Raw genomic sequence first — 16,895 nt, 5'->3', positions numbered from 1 at the left:
ACCAAGCGTTCGCGCGGGCCGCAGCGCCGGGCCGCCCCCAGCAAGGCCCGACCCTCCGGGAGGGTCGCTCGACGGACCCGGCGAGCGGGGAGCCGTCATGAGCACGCTGCAATTGTCCTTGGCCATTTTGGGGGGGCTGGTGCTCGCCGCGATCGTGGCCCACGGCACCTGGCAGGCGCGCCGCAACGAGGTGAAGCGTGTGGCGCTCGAGCCCGGGGCGGAGCCCGCGCCGCTGCAGGAGCCGAGCTTTGCGCCGACCGAGCCCCCCCCGGCCGACGATACCGGCCCGAAGGCGGAGGCCGAAGACAGCCAGCCGCCGCGCATCGAGCCGACGCTGGTGCGCCGCGCCGCCGGCCTGCCGCGTCTCGACGCGCTGATCGACGCGATCGCCACGCTGACCGTCGACAACCCGGTGAGCGGCGAGACCGCGATCGCCCACCTGCCACCGGCCCGGCGTGCCGGCAGCAAGCCGTTGCTGGTCGAGGGACTGAACGCCGAGTCGGGTGAATGGGAAACGCCGGCCGCCGGCCAGCGCTACGGGGAGTTCCAGGCCGGTGTGCAACTGGCCAACCGCAGCGGGGCGCTCAACGAGATCGAGTACTCCGAGTTCGTGCAGAAGGTGCAGGCCTTCGCCGAACCCATCGGTGCGCTGCCCGATTTTCCCGACATGCTCGACGTCGTCGCGCGGGCCCGCGAGCTCGACGCCTTCGCCGGCCAGCACGACGCTCAGCTCGCGCTGCGGCTGGTATCGCGCGGCGCCGCGTGGTCGCTGGGCTATGTGCAGCAGCACGCCGCCCGCCACGGCTTCATGGTCGGTGCGCTGCCGGGCCGCCTGGTGCAGCCCGGCGAGGACGAGGGCGCGCCGCCGGTGCTGACGCTGCAGTTCGATCCGCAGGCAGCGCTGGCCGACGAGCCCAGCCAGGCCGCCGTCCGCGAGCTGACGCTGGCCTTCGACGTGCCGCAGACCGCTGCCGCGGCCGCACCGTTCGCTGCCTGGTGCGCCGCAGGCGAGGCGCTGGCTGCCGAGCTCGACGCCGCGATGTACGACGACAGCGGCCAGCCGCTGCAGCCGGCGGCCTTCGCCTCCATCGGCCAGGCGCTCGAAAGCCTGTACGAGGCGCTCGCGGCACGCGACCTCGCGGCCGGCAGCGCCGCGACGCGCCGGCTGTTCAGCTGAACGCGAGCGGGCACCTGCCGATGTCCGACCGCGCGGAAGATCCGGCCGCCCGCGCCGCGCAACTGCGCGAGCAGCTCGAGTACCACGCCCACCGCTACTACGTGCTCGACGCTCCGGAGATCCCGGACGTCGAGTACGACCGCCTGTTCACCGAACTGCAGGCGCTGGAGGCGGCGCACCCCGGGTTGCGCACGCCGGACTCGCCGACCCAGCGCGTCATCGGCGCGGTGCTCGAAGGCCTGTCGGCGGTGCGGCACGCGGTGCCGATGCTGTCGATCAAGACCGAGACCGACACCACGCCCACCGGTGCGCTGAAGTTCGACGCCGCGGTGCGCAACGCACTGAAGCTGCCGCCCGACGCGCCGCCGCTGCGTTACGCCGCCGAGCTGAAATTCGACGGCTTGGCGATCAACCTGCGCTACCAGGCCGGCCGGCTGGTACAGGCCGCCACGCGCGGCGACGGCGAGACCGGCGAGGACGTGACGCACACCGTCGGCACGATCGAGTCGGTGCCGAAGCAGCTGCGCGGCATCACGGTGCCGGTGCTGGAGGTGCGCGGCGAGGTCTTCATGCGGCGAGACGACTTCGAGGCGCTCAACGAGCGCCAGCGCGAGGCCGGGCTCAAGACCTTCGTGAACCCGCGCAATGCGGCGGCCGGCATCGTGCGCCAGCTCGACGCCAGCATCGCACGCCAGCGGCCGCTGAGCTTCTTCGCTTATGGACTGGGCGACGTGCAGGGCTGGGACGTGCCGCCCACGCACGCCGGGTTGCTGGACGCGCTGGCGGCGCTGGGGCTGCCGGTCGACGGGCACCGCACCGTGGTCGAGGGCGGCGAGGCGCTGGCCGCCTTCCACGCCGGCATCGCGGCTGAGCGCGACGCGCTGCCGTTCGACATCGACGGTGTGGTCTACAAGGTCGACGAGCGTGCGCTGCAGCAGCAGCTCGGCTTCAAATCGCGCGAGCCGCGCTGGGCGGTGGCGCACAAGTACCCGGCGCAGGAGCAGTCGACCCAGCTGGCCGGCATCGAGATCCAGGTCGGCCGCACCGGCAAGCTCACGCCGGTGGCCAAGCTGCAGCCGGTGTTCGTGGGCGGCACGACGGTGAGCAATGCCACGCTGCACAACCGCTTCGAGCTGCGCCGCAAGGGCATCCGCATCGGCGACACGGTGATCGTGCGGCGCGCGGGCGACGTGATCCCCGAGGTGGTGGGTCGCGTGCCCGTCCCGCGAACGGCATACGTCCCCAACTTCCGCATGCCGCGTGCCTGCCCGGTGTGCGGCAGCCAGGCGCTGCGCGAGCGCGGCAGCGTCGACTACCGCTGCTCGGGCGGCCTGTTCTGCGCTGCACAGCGCAAGCAGGCGCTGCTGCATTTCGCCGGGCGGCGCATGATGGACATTGAGGGACTGGGCGACAAGCTGGTCGAGCAGCTTGTCGACGGCGGCATCATCCGCACGCTGCCGGAGCTCTACAGGCTCGGCGTGGCCAAGCTCGTCGCGCTGGAGCGCATGGGCGACAAGAGCGCGGCCAACCTGGTGGCAGCGCTGGAGGCGAGCAAGGCCACGACGCTGGCGCGCTTCCTGTTCTCGCTGGGCATCCGCCACATCGGCGAGGCGACCGCCAAGGACCTGGCGCGACATTTCGGCGCGCTCGACCGCGTGATGGACGCGAGCGTCGAGCAACTGCTGGAGGTCAACGACGTGGGCCCGGTGGTAGCGCAGAGCCTGCGTACCTTCTTCGATCAGCCGCACAACCGCGAGGTGGTCGAGCAGTTGCGCGCCGCCGGCGTGCACTGGGACGAGCACGCCGGCGAGGCCGACCTCACGCCCAGGCCGCTGGCCGGCAAGACCTTCGTGCTGACCGGCACGCTGCCGAGCCTGGGTCGCGAGGCCGCCAAGGAACTGATCGAGGCCGCCGGCGGCAAGGTGGCCGGCTCGGTGTCGAAGAAGACCGACTACGTGGTGGCCGGCGAGGAAGCCGGCAGCAAGCTCGAGAAGGCACAGGCGCTGGGCGTGGCCGTGATCGACGAGGCGGCGCTGCGCGCGCTGCTGGACTGAGGACGAAACCGGGAGGGGCAGACGCCATGGCCGTTCGAGACATCCTGAAGATGGGCGATCCGCGCCTGCTGCGCGTCGCGCACCCGGTGCGCGAATTCGACACGCCCGAGCTGCATGCGCTGATCGAGGACATGTTCGACACGATGGAGGCCGCCAACGGTGCCGGCCTGGCGGCACCGCAGATCGGGGTGGACCTGCAGCTCGTGATCTTCGGCTTCACGAAGAGCGAGCGCTACCCGGAGGCGCCGCCGGTGCCGCGCACGGTGCTGATCAACCCGCAGATCACCCCGCTGTCGGAGGATCTGGAAGACGGCTGGGAGGGCTGCCTCTCGGTGCCCGGACTGCGCGGCGTGGTGCCACGCCACCAGCGGATCCGCTACGCCGGTTTCGACCCGCAGGCCGGCGCATCGAGCGCGAGGCCGAGGCTTCCACGCCCGCGTGGTGCAGCACGAGTGCGACCACCTGGTTGGTGTGCTCTACCCGATGCGGGTGCGCGACTTCAGCCGCTTCGGCTACACCGAGGTGCTGTTCCCCGGTCTGGACGCGAGCGACGACGAGTAGGGCCGCCTGCGGCGGCGGCTTACTTCAGCAGCGGCCGCAGCACCGGCCACACGTTGCCCAGGATGATGGGGTGGGCCGCTTCCTTCGGGTGGATGCGGTCAGCCTGGAACAGCTCGCTCGCGTTCGGCGCATCCCCCACGCCCTTCAGCAGGAAGGGCAGCAGCGCCGTACCCTCGGCCCGGGCGACCTTGCCGAACAGTGCCGCGAAGTCTTCGTTGTACTGGCGGCCGTAGTTCGGTGGCACCTGCATGCCGGCCAGCAGCACCCGCGCACCGGCCGCCTTCGAGGCCCGCGTCATCTCGACCAGATTGCGTTCGGTCATCGCCAGCGGCAGGCCGCGCAAGGCATCGTTGCCGCCCAGCTCGACGATCACCACCGCCGGCTTGTGCTGCGCCAGCAGCGCCGGCAGGCGCGAGCGGCCACCCGAGGTGGTGTCGCCGCTGATGCTGGCGTTGATGACGCCGGCGGCGACCTTCTCCTGCGCCAGCCGCTTCTCCAGCAGGGCCACCCAGCCACTGCCGCGCTGCAGGCCGTACTCGGCCGACAGGCTGTCGCCCACGACCAGGATCACCGGCCTGGCGGCCTGCGCCCGCACCGGCGAGACCACAAGCCCCGCCAACGCCGATGCGGCGAGCTGCTTGATACAGTCCCTGCGACTCACTGCCATCCGACTCCCCCTCAATGACCGAAGCGATCATCGCCGTCGAGCACGTCAGCAAGCGTGTGCAGGACTCCAGCGGCGAACTGACCATCCTGCACGATATCGACTTCTCGCTGGCGGCGCAGGAGTCGGCCGCCATCGTCGGAGCGTCGGGCTCGGGCAAGAGCACGCTGCTGGCCATCATCGCCGGGCTGGACACGCCGAGTGAGGGCACCGTGAGGCTCGCCGGCATCGACCTGTTCGGCCTCGACGAGGATGCCCGAGCCGCAGTGCGCGCCGAGCGCGTGGGTTTCGTGTTCCAGAGCTTTCAGCTGATGGGCAACCTGACCGCGCTGGAGAACGTGATGCTGCCGCTGGAACTACAGGGCCGCAGCGACGCCCGCACGGCGGCGACCGAGATGCTGGCGCGTGTGGGGTTGGGCGAGCGGCTGGGGCACTACCCGAAGCTGCTGTCCGGGGGCGAGCAGCAGCGCGTGGCGCTGGCGCGTGCCTTCGTCGTGAAACCGGCGCTGTTGCTGGCCGACGAACCCACCGGCAGCCTGGACTTCGCGACCGGCGAGAAGGTCATGGAGTTGATGTTCGAGCTCAACCGCGAGCAGGGCACGACGCTGGTGCTGGTGACCCACGACCGTGCCATCGCCGCCCGCTGCGACCGGCAAGTCAGGATCGAGGCGGGGCAGCTGACTTCCTCGTGAGCTCGGTCGCGGCGGCCGTTGCGCAGCAAGGCACCCGCGGGCACGGTCAGTCCTGGCGGCACGGTCTTGCTGACTTCCTCGTGAGCTCGGTCGCGGCGGCCGTTGCGCAGCAAGGCACCCGCGGGCACTGAGACCGCCCCCGATAATCCCCGCATGTCCTCCTCCCCCCGCATCCTGTTCGGCTTCCACGCCGTCACCGTCCGTGTCAAGACGGCCCCCGGCTCGGTCGTCGAGCTCTATATCGACGGCACGCGGCGCGATGCGCGCATGCGCCAGTTCATCGAACGTGCCAAGGAAGCCGGCGTGCGCCTGATCGAGAGCGACGAGCTGCGCCTGCAGGCGCTCTCCGGCACGCACCGCCACCAGGGCGTGGTGGCCAAGGTCACCGCAGCGCCGGCCACGAAGTCGCTCGACGACCTGCTCGACACGGTGGAGGGCCCGCCGCTGCTGCTGGTGCTCGACGGCGTGACCGATCCGCACAACCTCGGCGCCTGCCTGCGCGTCGCCGACGGGGCCGGGGCCCACGCGGTGATCGCGCCGAAGGACCACGCCGTCGGCATCAACGCCACGGTCGCCAAGGTGGCCAGTGGCGCGGCCGAGACGGTGCCCTATTTCATGGTCACGAACCTGGCGCGCACGCTGGGTGAACTGAAGGAACGCAACATCTGGGTCATCGGCACCGCCGACGATGCGCCGCGCACGCTGTACGCGGCGGACCTGAGGCAAGCGGTCGCGCTGGTGCTGGGCGCCGAAGGGCAGGGCATGCGCCAGCTCACGCGCAAGACCTGCGACGAACTCGTCAGCCTGCCGATGGCCGGCGCGGTGGAGAGCCTGAACGTCTCGGTGGCGAGCGGCATCGGTCTCTACGAGGCGGTGCGCCAGCGCGGCGCGACCTGACGCGGAGCCGTGACCACCGTCTGCACATAGACTGCCGACATGCCCGTCCTCGAAGTCCTGCATCCGCTGGTCCGACACAAGGTCGGGCTGCTGCGCGCCGCCGACATCTCGACCAAGAAGTTCCGCGAGATCACCGCCGAGATCGCCCGACTGCTGGCCTACGAGGCCACGGCCGACTTCCCGCTGGAGCAGGTGACGGTGGAGTGCTGGAGCGGACCGACGGCGGTCGATCAGATCAAGGGCAAGAAGGTCACCATCGTGCCGATCCTGCGCGCGGGCCTGGGCATGCTGGACGGCGTGCTCGACATGATCCCGAACGCCAAGATCAGCGTGGTGGGTCTCTCGCGCAACCACGACACGCTGCAGCCGGAGCACTATTTTGAGAACCTGGTCGGTTCGCTGGAAGAGCGCACCGCGCTGATCATCGACCCGATGCTGGCGACCGCCGGCTCGATGATCGCCACTGTCGACCTGCTCAAGCGCAAGGGCTGCCGCGACATCCGCGCGCTGGTGCTGGTGGCCGCGCCGGAGGGTGTGAAGGCGCTGAATGCGGCCCATCCCGAAGTGCGCTGCTGGACGGCGGCGATCGACAGCCACCTCAACGAGGTCGGCTACATCATCCCCGGGCTGGGCGACGCCGGCGACAAGATCTTCGGGACCAAGGGCTGAGCGGCACGTGCTCAGGCGTGGCGGCTGTCGCGCCGCATGCGGTTTTCGGCCCAGCGGCTGAGGGCCAGCGCCGCGAGCAGCCAGCCCAGGCCGACCCAGTGCAGGCCGCCGTAGAGTCCGGGCCCACTGGCGCCAGCGGCTTCCTGCGCCGCGACCAGCGCACCGCCCCCCGCTGCGCCAACCGCCTGGCCGAGGTAGATGGCCGACGTGTTCAGCGCCATCAGCGCCGGAGCCAGGGCCGGCGCGGCCTGACCCAGGCGGGCCTGCTGCGCCGAGTTGGCCGCGAACATGCCCAGCGCCCACGGCAGTAGCACGCAGGCCATCGACAGGTAGCCGGTGCCCAACGGCCAGATCAGCATCGTCAGGGCCACGGCACCGAGCAGCAGGGTCACCGCACGCGCGGCACCGATGCGGTCGACGTGGCGCGACAGCAGCACGTTGCCGATCAGCCCGAAGGCACCGAACCAGGCGAACAGCAGGCTGATCTGCGTGGGCCCGGCACCGAGCACCTGCTTGTAGTACGGCGCGAAGTAGGTGAACACGGTGAACTGTCCCGCACCGAACAGGGCCGTGACCGCCACGATCGCCATCAGCAGCGGGTGCGTCAGCACCTCGCGCCAGGCGCGCAGGTTCATGGCCGGCGGCCGCACGCCATCGGGCATGACCAGCCACACCCAGACTGCACCGCCGGCGGCCAGCAGCGCCACGAGGCCGAAGGCCCAGCGCCAGCCGAGCGCCTCGCCGATGTAGCTGTGCAGCGGCATGCCGAACACCGAGGCCACCGACCAGCCGAGGAACACGAAGGTGATGGCCCGGCCGCGCTGCGCCGGCGGCGCCAGCCAGCCGATCGCCGCCGCGGCCTGGGGCGTGAACACCGCCGCGCCCAGCATGCAGAGCGCGCGCACCGGCGCCAGCGCGGCATAGCTGGGCATCAGCGCCGACACGGCATGGCCCACCGCATACCAGGCCAGCGTGAAGGCCAGCAGCCGGCGGCGGTCGACGCGGCCGACCGCCGCGGCCAGCAGCGGAGCGCCCAGGCACATCATCACCGCGGCGATCGCGATCAGCTGCCCGCCGAGCGCCACGCTCACCTGCAGCGAGCGCGTCAGGTCGTTCAGCGAGCCGGCGATGACCATCACGCCGCAGCCGATCACGAAATTGCCGAACAGCAATGCCCAGCGTGCGCCGCGCAGCGCGTCGGCCGGCGGGGGGGCGACGCTGCGGGGGCGTCGGCGCTCAGCCCCGCGCGCGGCACGTCAGCCACGCAGGACCCGCAGCGCCTCGGGGTTCACCACGTTGGTCGGCTGGCCTGGATGAAATTGACGACGTTGTCGAACGCGGCGTCGAAGTACTGCTGGTAAGTCTCCTGCTCGACGTAGCCGATGTGCGGAGTGCAGATGGCGTTCTCCAGCCGCAGCAGCGGGGTGCCCTGCATGATGGGCTCGCTGTCGAACACGTCGACCGCCGCCATGCCCGGCCGGCCGCGGTTCAGCGCCGTCACCAGCGCGTGCTCCTCGAGAAGTTCGGCGCGTGCCGTGTTGACGAACAGCGCGGTCGGCTTCATGCGCTGCAGATCCTCGAGCCGGACCAGGCCGCGGGTGGCCTCGTGCAGACGCAGATGCAGCGAGATCACGTCGCAGGATTCGAAGAAGCCCTCGCGCGACGTGGCCGCCTCGTGGCCGTCGGCCTGCGCCTTGCCGCGTGAGGTGTCGCTGCCCCACACCACCACCTTCATGCCGAACGCCCGGCCGTAGCCGGCGACCAGCTGGCCGATGCGGCCGTAGCCCCACAGGCCCAGCGTCTTGCCCCGCAGCACCATGCCGAGCCCGAAGTTGGCCGGCATCGATTGCGACTTGAGCCCGGCCTGCTGCCAAGCGCCGTGCTTGAGGTTGCTCACGTACTGCGGCAGGCGGCGCATGGCCGCCATGATGAGTGCCCACGTCAGCTCGGCCGGCGCCACCGGCGAGCCCACGCCCTCGGCCACCGCGATGCCGAGGCGGGTGCAGGTCTCGATGTCGATGTGCGGGCCGGCGCGGCCGGTCTGCGCAATCAGCTTCAGGCGCGGCAGCTTCTCGAGCAGTTGCCGCGTGAACTGGGTGCGTTCACGGATCAGCACCAGCACGTCGGCGTCGCGCAGTCGCACGGCCAGCTGGCCATTGCCCTTGACGGTGTTGGTGAAGACCTTGGCGCTGTAGCCTCGAGCTTGGCGGCGCAGGGGAGCTTGCGGACCGCGTCCTGATAGTCGTCCAGGATGATGATGTTCATGGGCTGCAATGGGCCGCCGTCCCGCGGCCGGAGCGGTCGATTGTGCACGCCCTGCGCCGGACCGGGGTTACCGGTAGCATCCGCCACCTCACGAGGAGACTCCCATGGCAATCACGATGCATTCGGCCAGCGTGCCCATCTTTCTGACGATGCTCGGCAACCTCGCGAAATGGCTGGACAAGGCCGTGGCGCATGCCCAGGCGAAGAAGTTCGATCCCGACACGCTGCTGACCTCGCGGCTGGCGCCCGACATGCTGTCGCTGGGCAAGCAGATCCAGATCGCCTGCGACAGTGCCAAGTTCGGCGTCGCGCGGCTGGCTGGCGGCGAGGCGCCGAAGTTCGATGACACCGAGTCCACCATCGCCGAACTGCAGGCCCGCATCGAGGCGACCGCGGCCTACCTCCGCAGCGTGCCCGCGGACCAGGTCGACGGCAGCGAGGGCAAGCCCATCAGCGTGCCGGTGCGCGGGCGCGAGCCGCTGCAGTTCACCGGTGAGCAGTACCTGAAGCACTTCGCGCTGCCGAACTTCTTCTTCCACGTGACCACCGCCTACGCGCTGCTGCGCCACAACGGCGTGGAGCTCGGCAAGGCCGACTATCTGCGCGGGGGCTGAGCCCGCCGCGCCCGTGCGAACCCCGATGCGGCGGAGGAGGGCAGCGACTAGCCTGTCCCCATGAAGTGGATGCGTCGGTGCCTGGCGGTCCTGCTGCTGGCGGGCGTGGGCGTGATCGCGGCCTTGCTGGTCTATCGGCAACTCGCGCTGCCGATCGCCGAGGGCCGGCTGCGCGTCGAGGGCCTGCGCGCCGGGCTGCAGATCGAGCGCGACGCGCAGGGCGTGCCGACGATCCGCGCCGCCTCGATCGACGACGCCTGGTTCGGCTTGGGTTTCGTGCATGCGCAGGACCGGCTGTGGCAGCTGGAGACCCACCGGCGCATCGGCGCGGGCCGGCTGGCCGAGGCCTTCGGGCCGCGCGCGGTGGAGAGCGACCGTTTCCTGCGGCGCTGGGCGTGCGGCGCGCCGCGCAGGACCAGTGGGAGCAGGCCGGGCCGGGCGTGCGGGCGATGCTCAATGCGTACGCGGCGGGCATCAACGCCTACCTGCGCGGTCACCTTCGGGCCCGGCCGCCGGAGTTCCTGCTGCTGGGGCTGCAACCCGAAGCCTGGAGCCCGGTCGACAGCCTCGCGTGGTCGACCATGATGGCCTGGGACCTGGGCGGCAACTGGAGCACCGAGCTGCTGCGCATGCGCCTGGCACTGACGATGCCGGTCGCACGCATCCAGCAGCTGCTGCCGCCGTATCCGGGCGAGAAGCCGCTGGCCACGGCCGACTACGCGGCGCTGTACCGCCGGCTGGAGCTGGGTGACGGGCAGCCGCCGCAGCGGGCCGACGGAGCCGACGCGAACGGCCTGCCATGGCAGATCGAGAGCGGCGTCGAGGGCGTCGGCTCGAACAACTGGGCCGTCGCCGGCACACGCAGTGTCACCGGCAGTCCCTTGCTGGCCAACGACCCGCACCTCAAGCTGAGCGCGCCGACCCTCTGGTACGTGGCCCGGCTCGAGGCTCCGGGCCTGAAGGTGGCCGGTGCCAGCATTCCGGGCCTGCCATTGATCGTGCTGGGGCAGAACGAACGCGTGGCCTGGGGCTACACGAACACCGCGCCTGACGTGCAGGACCTCTACATCGAGCGCATCGACACCGGCGACCCCGAGCGCTACGAGACCCCGGACGGCTGGGCCCATTTCGAGAACGTCCCGGAAACCATCCGTGTGAAGGGCGCTGCCGACGTGAGCTTCATCGCGCGCCGGACGCGCCACGGCCCGGTGCTCTCCGACGCGCTGCCGGCCCTGCACGGCGTCACCGGCGCCGGCGGCCCTGTGCCGCGCTACGCGCTGGCGCTGCGCTGGACCGCCCTGGAACTCGACGCGTCCGACACTCTGGCCGCGGGCCTGGCCTTCAACCTCGCCGGCTCGGTGGACGAGTTTCTCTCCGCGTCGGCGCAGTACATGGCGCCGATGCAGAACATGGTGGTGGCCGACGCCCAGCACATCGGCTTCGTCTCGGCTGGCCGCGTGCCGCTGCGACGCCCCGACAACGACCTGCGCGGGCTGGTGCCCGCGCCGGGCTGGGACGCCCGCTACGACTGGGCTGGCTGGCTGGCACCAACCGCCACGCCGCGCGACCGCGACCCGGCGCGCGGCTGGATCGCGAGCGCGAACCAGCGCATCCACGGGCCGCAGTACCCGCACTTCATCAGCAGCGAATGGGCACCGCCGTACCGGCAGCAGCGCATCGAACGGCTGCTGGCCGCGCGACCGCTGCACAGCCTGGACAGCCTGGCCTCGATCCAGGCCGACCTGCTGTCCACCGCCACCCAGCGCCTGCTGCCTTTCCTGCGCCAGGCGCACTCCGTGCACCCGCTGGCGCCGGCGGCACAGCATGCGCTCGAGGGCTTCGAGGGCACGATGGCCGCCGAACGGGCCGCGCCCCTGATCTTCATGGCCTGGGTGCGTCAACTGACGTGGGGCCTGTTCGCGGACGATCTCGGCGAAGCCCTGTTCATGGAACAGATGGCCCGGCGCAGTTTCCGCGAGGCGCTCGAGGGCGTGCTCGACCGCAACGACACGAGCTGGTGCGATGACCTCGGCAGCCCCGCGGTCGAGACCTGCGCCGAGCAGGTCGACGCGGCCTTCACGCGCGCGCTCGACGAACTGCAGACCGCACAGGGCGATGACGTGAGCCAGTGGCGATGGGGACAGGCCCACCAGGCGCGGCTCGAGCACCGTCCCTTCAGCAGCGTGCCGTGGCTGGCGCGATGGTTCGAGCTGAGAAGCCCGGTGGGCGGTGACGCCTTCACCGTCAATGCCTCGCGCGTGAGCCTGCGGCCGGATGCCGGCAGCGGCGAGCTCTACCTGGGCGATCACGGTGCCGGTCTGAGGGCTCTGTACGACCTGGGGGCCCGCAAGCGCTCGCGTTTCATCCACTCGAGCGGGCAGAGCGGCATCGTGTTCAGCGCCGACTACCGCAACCTCAACGAACGCTGGTCGCGGGTGGAGTACCTGCCGCTGTGGGGCGATGGCCGGCCGGGCCGGATCCTCGAACTGGAGCCGCGCTAGGGCAGGGGGCCAGTCCTCGCGACGCCGGGTGGCAGCGAGGGCAGCAGCGTCGACACGGCCTCCGCCAGCGCGAACACCGAGAGTGGGGCGCTGCCTTCAGCCTTGTTGTTGATGGTCGTGAAGACCGGCTGACCCGCCGCCGCCGTGACTGCGATCAGCCGCGCCAGCGCCTGGCGCGTGACCGGGTCGGGCGCGGCGAGCGCGTCGAAGGGCTCGAACCGCGCCTTGGCCTGCCGGTAGCGCAGCCCCCGCTGCAGGTTCCACCGGCACACCAGGGGGCCGGGCCAGGTCGCGCGCAGCATCGGGAGCTGCGCCTCGAGTGGCGGCATGCGGTCGTGCAGGCCGAGGCAGTAGCGAACACCGTGCAACTTCAGCAGCGCGGCCAACTCGGGAACCAGCAGCTCTGCGTCGCGCAGCTCGATGGCCAACAGGCTGTGATCGGGGCGCGGCAGCTTGGTGAACAGGCAGTCGAGCGCCTGCAACAGCCGGCCGGGCTGTGAAGTCGACAACCACTCGTCAGGCAAGGGCGACAGCTGGAACAGCAGCACGCCCAGCTTGCGTCCCAGCCCCTCGACCGCCGGCCGCAGCACCGTTTCCAGCGTGAGCACCGGATCGAGGAACAGCGGATTCGGGCGCGCGGGTGCGCCGCTGGATGGGTCCCGCAGTGCCGCGTCCGTCACCGACGAGCCGGCCTTGACGACGAAGCGGAAATCGTCGGGGACCTGGTCAGCCAGTGCAGCGTACTCCGCGGTCGACAAGGGCCGGTAGAAGCTGCGATCGAGGCTCACGGTCCGCAGCAGCGGGTGCTGCGCGTAGGCGGCAAGACCGGATTTCGACAACACGCTCTCGGAATGCCGGTCGCGAAACACCAGTCCTTCCCAGCCCGGAAAGTACCAGGACGACGTGCCGAATCGGACCAGCGGCCCGAGGTCGACCGCCCATTGCTTCAGTCGCGCATCGGCTTCAACGGCTCGAACCCTCGTCGTACCGCGCGCTCTGCCAGGCCGGGCCGGGTCGATGAGTCAATGCCGAACAAGTCTGGGTGCGAGGGGTCCACGCGCAGCAGTATCGGCGCCGAATCGACCAGCGAACGTGCGAACGATGGGAGCCGTCCGACAACACTGATCGATCACGCGCGCGGCGACAGCCCGTCGGCCAGCGACAGCCGGTAGGCGCGCCAGCCCGGCATCAGGCTGGCGAGCCAGCCCGCGGCCAGCACGCCGCCGATCAGCAGCCACTGCGAGGACCCGGGCGCCGAGCGCGACAGCGTGATGCCGAACTGCTGCTGCAGCCACGGCCCGGCGAGCAGGACCGCGATCGCCGTGGCGACGATGCCCGCGCACACGCCCGCCGCGGTGACCAGCGCGCCCTCGATGGCCAGCAGGAACAGCATGTGGCGCGGCGCCGCGCCGACCGCGCGCAGCACCGCCAGCTCGCGGCGCCGCTCGTTGAGCCCTGCCAGCACCACCGACACCAGTCCCGCCAGGCTGACGATCGCGACGATCACCGACATGCCGAGCATCGCGCGCTCGCCGGCGCCGATCACGTCCCACAGCTCGTCGAGCGCAACGCCGGGCAGCACCGCCATCAGCGGCTCGCCTCGTAGTCCGCCACTGCGCGCTGCACGCCGAACACCGCGCTGCGGCTCTTCAGGCCGACCAGCGCCGCGGTCGCCAGCTTGGGCGTGAGGTCGAGCTTGCGCGCCTCGTCGGCCGTCACGCGCATGCCCGGCAGCGGCGTGCCGGCGACCCAGTCGACGTGGATCGCCTCCATGCCCTCCATGCCGATGTGCACCGTGCGGTCGACCGGCGTGCCGGTGCGCGCGAGGATGCCGACCACCGTGAACGGCTTATCGGCATGCTCGGCGCCGGGGATCGTGCCGGCGCCGTGGCTCAGCGTGATGCGATCGGCGAGGCGGTAGCCGAGGCGCTCGGCGACGTCGGCGCCGAGGACGGTCGCGTAGAGATCCGCCGCGTCGGCGTTGAACGCACGGCCCTGCGCGAGCGCGAGCAGTTGGCGGTCGCCGTAGCGGAAGCGCTCGAAGTAGGCCGGCGTCGTCGCGAGCACTGCGAAGCCGCGGTGCGAGTCGCCGAGCGACAGCGGCACGACCCAGTCGACCCCGCGCAGCGCGGCGAGATCGCGGAGGCTGCTCATGCGGATGTTGTTGGTCGCGCCGCCGATGCGAAACACCGCGTACAGCATCAGCTGGACCGAGCCGGTGCGCGCGCCGACCACGAGGTCGGTGCCGCTGACCGACTGCGAGAAGCTTTCGCGCACGTCGCTGCGCAGGCGCTCGACGCCCAGCAGCAGGAGCGTCGCCAGCGCGACCGACAGCACGACCAGCACGAGCGTGGAGCGGCGGTGCCAGGCGCTGTGCCAGGCGATCGAGACGAGCGGCTTCATGCGCCGGCCTCCTTGCGCACGCCATGCAGCTGCGCCGTCGACACGCGCCGGTCGAAGCGCGCGGCCAGGCGCTCATCGTGGCTGACGAAGACCAGCGTGCTGCCGGCGCGGCGGCATTCGCCGAGCAGCAGGTCCATGAAGCCGTCGCGCAGGTCGGCGTCGAGCGCCGAGGTCGGCTCGTCGGCGATCACGATCTCGGGCGAGCCGATCAGCGCGCGCGCTGCCGCGACGCGCTGCTGCTGGCCGACCGAGAGCTGTGCCGCAGGGCGCGACCACAGCGCGCGCGGCAGACCGACTTGCCCCAGCAACTGCTCGGCACCCGCCGAGGTGCTGCCGGCAAGCTGCGCGGCCCGGTGCGCGCGCTGGGCCGAGAAGCGGCAGGCGAGCAGCACGTTGTCGAGCGTGCTGAGGTAGGGCAACAGGTTGAACTGCTGGAACACGTAGCCGACGTGGTCGGCGCGAAAAGCGTCGCGACGCGCGCCCGACAGTGCGCTCCACGACTGGCCGAGCAGCCGAACCTCGCCGACACGCGGCAGCAGCACGCCGGCGAGCAGGCCCAGCAGCGTGCTCTTGCCACTACCGCTGGGGCCGTGCAGGAATACGCTGGCGCCGGCGTCGATGGCCAGCGCGTCAATCGCCAGCGTGTCCTCGGCGGATCCCGGCCAAGCGTAGCGTAGCGCCTCGAGCTCGATCGTGGCTGCAGTCATTTGACGAGCGTGAGCTTGTTCGCCGGTCGCTTCAGCGTCTGGCGCGACTGACCGTGCGGCCCGGCGACCTGGACGTCGAGCTGCTGCAGCTTCGGGAACGCCTTGAACAGGCCGATGTCGACCTGGCTCGCGCGCGCCGTGTCGGCACAGGCGAACACGAAGCGGCCCTCCAGGTCGGCGTGCTCGCCTTGCTCGGACGGCGCTGCGGCGGCGCCCAGTCCGAGCACCGGGGCCGTCAGCTCGACGTCCTGCTGCCGGCACTGCGCGGCCGGATCGAATCCGAACAGCTTGGCCGCGTCGCGCAGCGTCGCGACCGCCGCGTCGGCGCGCTTTCGCTCGGCGTCGTTGCGCGGCGCGCGCTCGATGCCGATCAGGTTGTCCAGTGGTGTATCGAGTTCGAAGGTCACGCGGTTGGACTCGACCGCGACGTCGAGCTTGGCGACGCCGTGCTGGTGCGCCGTGCCATGGGCATGGGCCAATGCCGTGCCGAGCGCGAGCACACGCCGGCGGTCCGACGGACCGATCGTTTCGTCATCATGGGGTGGTCTCCAGGCTTGCGTCGCCCCGACATCGCGGGGCAAGGTGCAACGCGCGCCGGTGCGCGCGGTCGACGGGCTCAGCCGGCGCTGGGCGGACCGCGATTGCGCAGGATGCGCGAAGGCGTCGCGGCAGGTCGCGGCGACACGACGGTGACCACGTCGTCGACGCTCGCCAGCAGCACCGTGGCGGGCAGCGCCGCGAACGGCGCGCACGCGAGGACGGCACCGACGGCCACGCAGGTGGCGCAGCACGTCTCGTCGTGCCCGGTGTCGGGCGCGCCCTGCACGGCGGCGAACGCCGCACGGTCGTGGAACACGTGGCCGAAGCCGTGCTGAAGCGCGGACAGTTGCAGCCAGGGCAGCAGCAGGGCCAGGGCCAGCGCCAGCACGGCGCCGTTCAGCGCGCGGCGGCGCAGGGGGTCGGTCGCAATCGCGGCGCAACGCGTCATGGCCGCGGCTTCGCCACGTAGCGCTCGATCGCGCCGGCCTGCAGGCGATAGCCGCTCGCGCCCATGGCCGCGTCCTCGCGGTGCGCGATCGTCAGCTTGCCGCTGATCCACACCGCGTCCATCGAGCGATAGCCCTTGGCCGGCTGCGTCATAACGACGTGGATGATCTGGTTGGCCGGCGGCGGCGGCGTGTGGATGCAGGCTCCGAAGTAAGGCACGAGCAGGAACTCCTTGAGCTCGCCCTTCACTTCCTCGAGCGGCACGATGTAGCCGGGCAGCTTGACGAGGTTGCCGTCCATCGCGCCCACGGTCGGCGCGGTGTCCCAGATCTCGCGCATCGCCTTCATCGCATCGCGTGCGCGCGGATCGGCATCGCTGAACATGCTGACGCCATTGGTCGCCTCGCGCATCTGCTTGGACGGGTCCCAATCGGGCGGCACCAGGTCGTCCCAGGAGATGGTGCGCATCTGATCGCCGGGCGCGGCGCGCAGTGCAACGGTCAACCCGCCGCCCGTGGCGGCGACGGCGGCAGCGCTCAAGGCACGCAGGAAGGGGCGTCGTTCCATCGTCGGTCTCGCGAAGGCGCCCATTACGCCACATCTGCGCAATGCCCGCCCCGCGGCGCCCCGCTGGGCGCGCGGTCGTCAGCCAGCGGCCAGCCTGCCTTTACGTTCGGGCAACGTGGCGGCGCACGATGAGTCCC

At 71.2% G+C, this 16,895-nt stretch carries 13 protein-coding genes and 4 pseudogenes; 8 read left to right on the top strand and 9 right to left on the bottom strand.

Annotated elements, in window-relative coordinates; genetic code table 11:
• The first annotated feature begins 97 nt into the window (after nucleotides 1-97).
• From Y694_RS04670 to def, 3 genes and pseudogenes are all read left to right on the top strand, one after another.
• The gene (locus Y694_RS04670; RefSeq protein WP_036230258.1) at nucleotides 98-1,177 is read left to right on the top strand and encodes a cell division protein ZipA C-terminal FtsZ-binding domain-containing protein; all 1,080 of its coding nucleotides are present in this window, start codon (nucleotides 98-100) and stop codon (nucleotides 1,175-1,177) included.
• 20 nt (nucleotides 1,178-1,197) lie between these two features.
• Nucleotides 1,198-3,231 carry an NAD-dependent DNA ligase LigA gene (gene ligA, locus Y694_RS04665; RefSeq protein WP_036230256.1) on the top strand — a complete coding sequence of 678 codons (2,034 nt, stop codon included), beginning with the start codon at nucleotides 1,198-1,200 and terminating at the stop codon, nucleotides 3,229-3,231.
• 26 nt (nucleotides 3,232-3,257) lie between these two features.
• Nucleotides 3,258-3,792 (top strand): annotated as a pseudogene (gene def, locus Y694_RS04660) (peptide deformylase).
• A 19-nt stretch (nucleotides 3,793-3,811) separates the two neighbouring features.
• Here def and Y694_RS04655 read toward each other — a convergent pair.
• A complete protein-coding gene (locus Y694_RS04655) occupies nucleotides 3,812-4,459 on the bottom strand; it encodes an arylesterase (RefSeq protein ID WP_051495566.1) in 648 nt (215 codons plus the stop codon).
• Between the two features lie 14 nt (nucleotides 4,460-4,473).
• On the opposite strand from Y694_RS04655, the gene Y694_RS04650 reads away from it, so the two are divergent.
• The 3 genes from Y694_RS04650 (at nucleotide 4,474) to upp (ending at nucleotide 6,714) form a co-directional block, all read left to right on the top strand.
• Entirely contained in the window at nucleotides 4,474-5,148 is a 675-nt protein-coding gene (locus Y694_RS04650) for an ABC transporter ATP-binding protein (protein ID WP_051495565.1), read from the top strand.
• A gap of 153 nt (nucleotides 5,149-5,301) precedes the next feature.
• A complete protein-coding gene (gene rlmB, locus Y694_RS04645) occupies nucleotides 5,302-6,045 on the top strand; it encodes a 23S rRNA (guanosine(2251)-2'-O)-methyltransferase RlmB (RefSeq protein ID WP_036230248.1) in 744 nt (247 codons plus the stop codon).
• 39 nt (nucleotides 6,046-6,084) lie between these two features.
• The gene (upp, locus tag Y694_RS04640; RefSeq protein ID WP_036230245.1) at nucleotides 6,085-6,714 is read left to right on the top strand and encodes a uracil phosphoribosyltransferase; all 630 of its coding nucleotides are present in this window, start codon (nucleotides 6,085-6,087) and stop codon (nucleotides 6,712-6,714) included.
• A gap of 11 nt (nucleotides 6,715-6,725) precedes the next feature.
• Here the strand turns inward: upp and Y694_RS04635 are convergent, their stop codons facing one another.
• Nucleotides 6,726-7,886 carry an MFS transporter gene (locus tag Y694_RS04635; RefSeq protein ID WP_231497534.1) on the bottom strand — a complete coding sequence of 387 codons (1,161 nt, stop codon included), beginning with the start codon at nucleotides 7,884-7,886 and terminating at the stop codon, nucleotides 6,726-6,728.
• An 84-nt stretch (nucleotides 7,887-7,970) separates the two neighbouring features.
• Nucleotides 7,971-8,979, bottom strand: a pseudogene (locus Y694_RS04630) (D-2-hydroxyacid dehydrogenase family protein).
• Between the two features lie 104 nt (nucleotides 8,980-9,083).
• On the opposite strand from Y694_RS04630, the gene Y694_RS04625 reads away from it, so the two are divergent.
• Nucleotides 9,084-9,593 (top strand): DUF1993 family protein, encoded by a 510-nt coding sequence (locus tag Y694_RS04625; RefSeq protein ID WP_036230238.1) that lies wholly within the window; start codon nucleotides 9,084-9,086, stop codon nucleotides 9,591-9,593.
• A gap of 60 nt (nucleotides 9,594-9,653) precedes the next feature.
• Nucleotides 9,654-12,094 (top strand): annotated as a pseudogene (locus Y694_RS04620) (penicillin acylase family protein).
• On the opposite strand, the gene Y694_RS04615 reads toward Y694_RS04620, so the two are convergent.
• The 6 genes and pseudogenes from Y694_RS04615 to Y694_RS04590 all read right to left on the bottom strand — a co-directional run bounded on the left by Y694_RS04615 (nucleotide 12,091) and on the right by Y694_RS04590 (nucleotide 16,758).
• On the bottom strand, nucleotides 12,091-12,933 hold the full coding sequence (locus Y694_RS04615) for a DUF72 domain-containing protein (protein ID WP_161727996.1): 843 nt from the start codon (nucleotides 12,931-12,933) through the stop codon (nucleotides 12,091-12,093). The pseudogene Y694_RS04620 and the gene Y694_RS04615 overlap by 4 nt on opposite strands.
• Before the next feature lie 290 nt (nucleotides 12,934-13,223).
• Nucleotides 13,224-14,497: pseudogene (locus tag Y694_RS04610) on the bottom strand (ABC transporter permease).
• Nucleotides 14,494-15,204 carry an ABC transporter ATP-binding protein gene (locus tag Y694_RS04605; RefSeq protein ID WP_011829422.1) on the bottom strand — a complete coding sequence of 237 codons (711 nt, stop codon included), beginning with the start codon at nucleotides 15,202-15,204 and terminating at the stop codon, nucleotides 14,494-14,496. The pseudogene Y694_RS04610 and the gene Y694_RS04605 overlap by 4 nt, the downstream one beginning before the upstream one ends.
• On the bottom strand, nucleotides 15,201-15,704 hold the full coding sequence (locus tag Y694_RS24690; RefSeq protein ID WP_051495563.1) for a DUF2796 domain-containing protein: 504 nt from the start codon (nucleotides 15,702-15,704) through the stop codon (nucleotides 15,201-15,203). The genes Y694_RS04605 and Y694_RS24690 overlap by 4 nt, the downstream gene beginning before the upstream one ends.
• A 116-nt stretch (nucleotides 15,705-15,820) precedes the next feature.
• Complete coding sequence (locus Y694_RS24685) at nucleotides 15,821-16,192, bottom strand: hypothetical protein (protein ID WP_011829424.1); 372 nt, start codon at nucleotides 16,190-16,192, stop codon at nucleotides 15,821-15,823.
• Nucleotides 16,189-16,758 (bottom strand): DUF3299 domain-containing protein, encoded by a 570-nt coding sequence (locus tag Y694_RS04590; RefSeq protein WP_036230275.1) that lies wholly within the window; start codon nucleotides 16,756-16,758, stop codon nucleotides 16,189-16,191. Before Y694_RS04590 ends, Y694_RS24685 begins: the two co-directional genes overlap by 4 nt.
• Nucleotides 16,759-16,895 lie beyond the last annotated feature (137 nt).

The organism is Methylibium sp. T29-B, assembly GCF_000576225.1.
GTDB lineage: Bacteria > Pseudomonadota > Gammaproteobacteria > Burkholderiales > Burkholderiaceae_C > Methylibium > Methylibium petroleiphilum.
The sequence above is the reverse complement of the archived record's forward strand: the minus strand, read 5'-3'. Positions and strand labels throughout refer to the sequence as shown.

Bases quoted from the DNA above. Each gene is read 5' to 3' on its own strand.
- Y694_RS04655 (WP_051495566.1), bottom strand. From the start codon at position 4,459: ATGGCAGTGAGTCGCAGGGACTGTATCAAGCAGCTCGCCGCATCGGCG.
- Y694_RS04625 (WP_036230238.1), top strand. From the start codon at position 9,084: ATGGCAATCACGATGCATTCGGCCAGCGTGCCCATCTTTCTGACGATG.
- Y694_RS04650 (WP_051495565.1), top strand. From the start codon at position 4,474: ATGACCGAAGCGATCATCGCCGTCGAGCACGTCAGCAAGCGTGTGCAG.
- Y694_RS04670 (WP_036230258.1), top strand. From the start codon at position 98: ATGAGCACGCTGCAATTGTCCTTGGCCATTTTGGGGGGGCTGGTGCTC.
- ligA (WP_036230256.1), top strand. From the start codon at position 1,198: ATGTCCGACCGCGCGGAAGATCCGGCCGCCCGCGCCGCGCAACTGCGC.
- Y694_RS04605 (WP_011829422.1), bottom strand. From the start codon at position 15,204: ATGACTGCAGCCACGATCGAGCTCGAGGCGCTACGCTACGCTTGGCCG.
- Y694_RS24685 (WP_011829424.1), bottom strand. From the start codon at position 16,192: ATGACGCGTTGCGCCGCGATTGCGACCGACCCCCTGCGCCGCCGCGCG.
- Y694_RS04590 (WP_036230275.1), bottom strand. From the start codon at position 16,758: ATGGAACGACGCCCCTTCCTGCGTGCCTTGAGCGCTGCCGCCGTCGCC.
- rlmB (WP_036230248.1), top strand. From the start codon at position 5,302: ATGTCCTCCTCCCCCCGCATCCTGTTCGGCTTCCACGCCGTCACCGTC.
- upp (WP_036230245.1), top strand. From the start codon at position 6,085: ATGCCCGTCCTCGAAGTCCTGCATCCGCTGGTCCGACACAAGGTCGGG.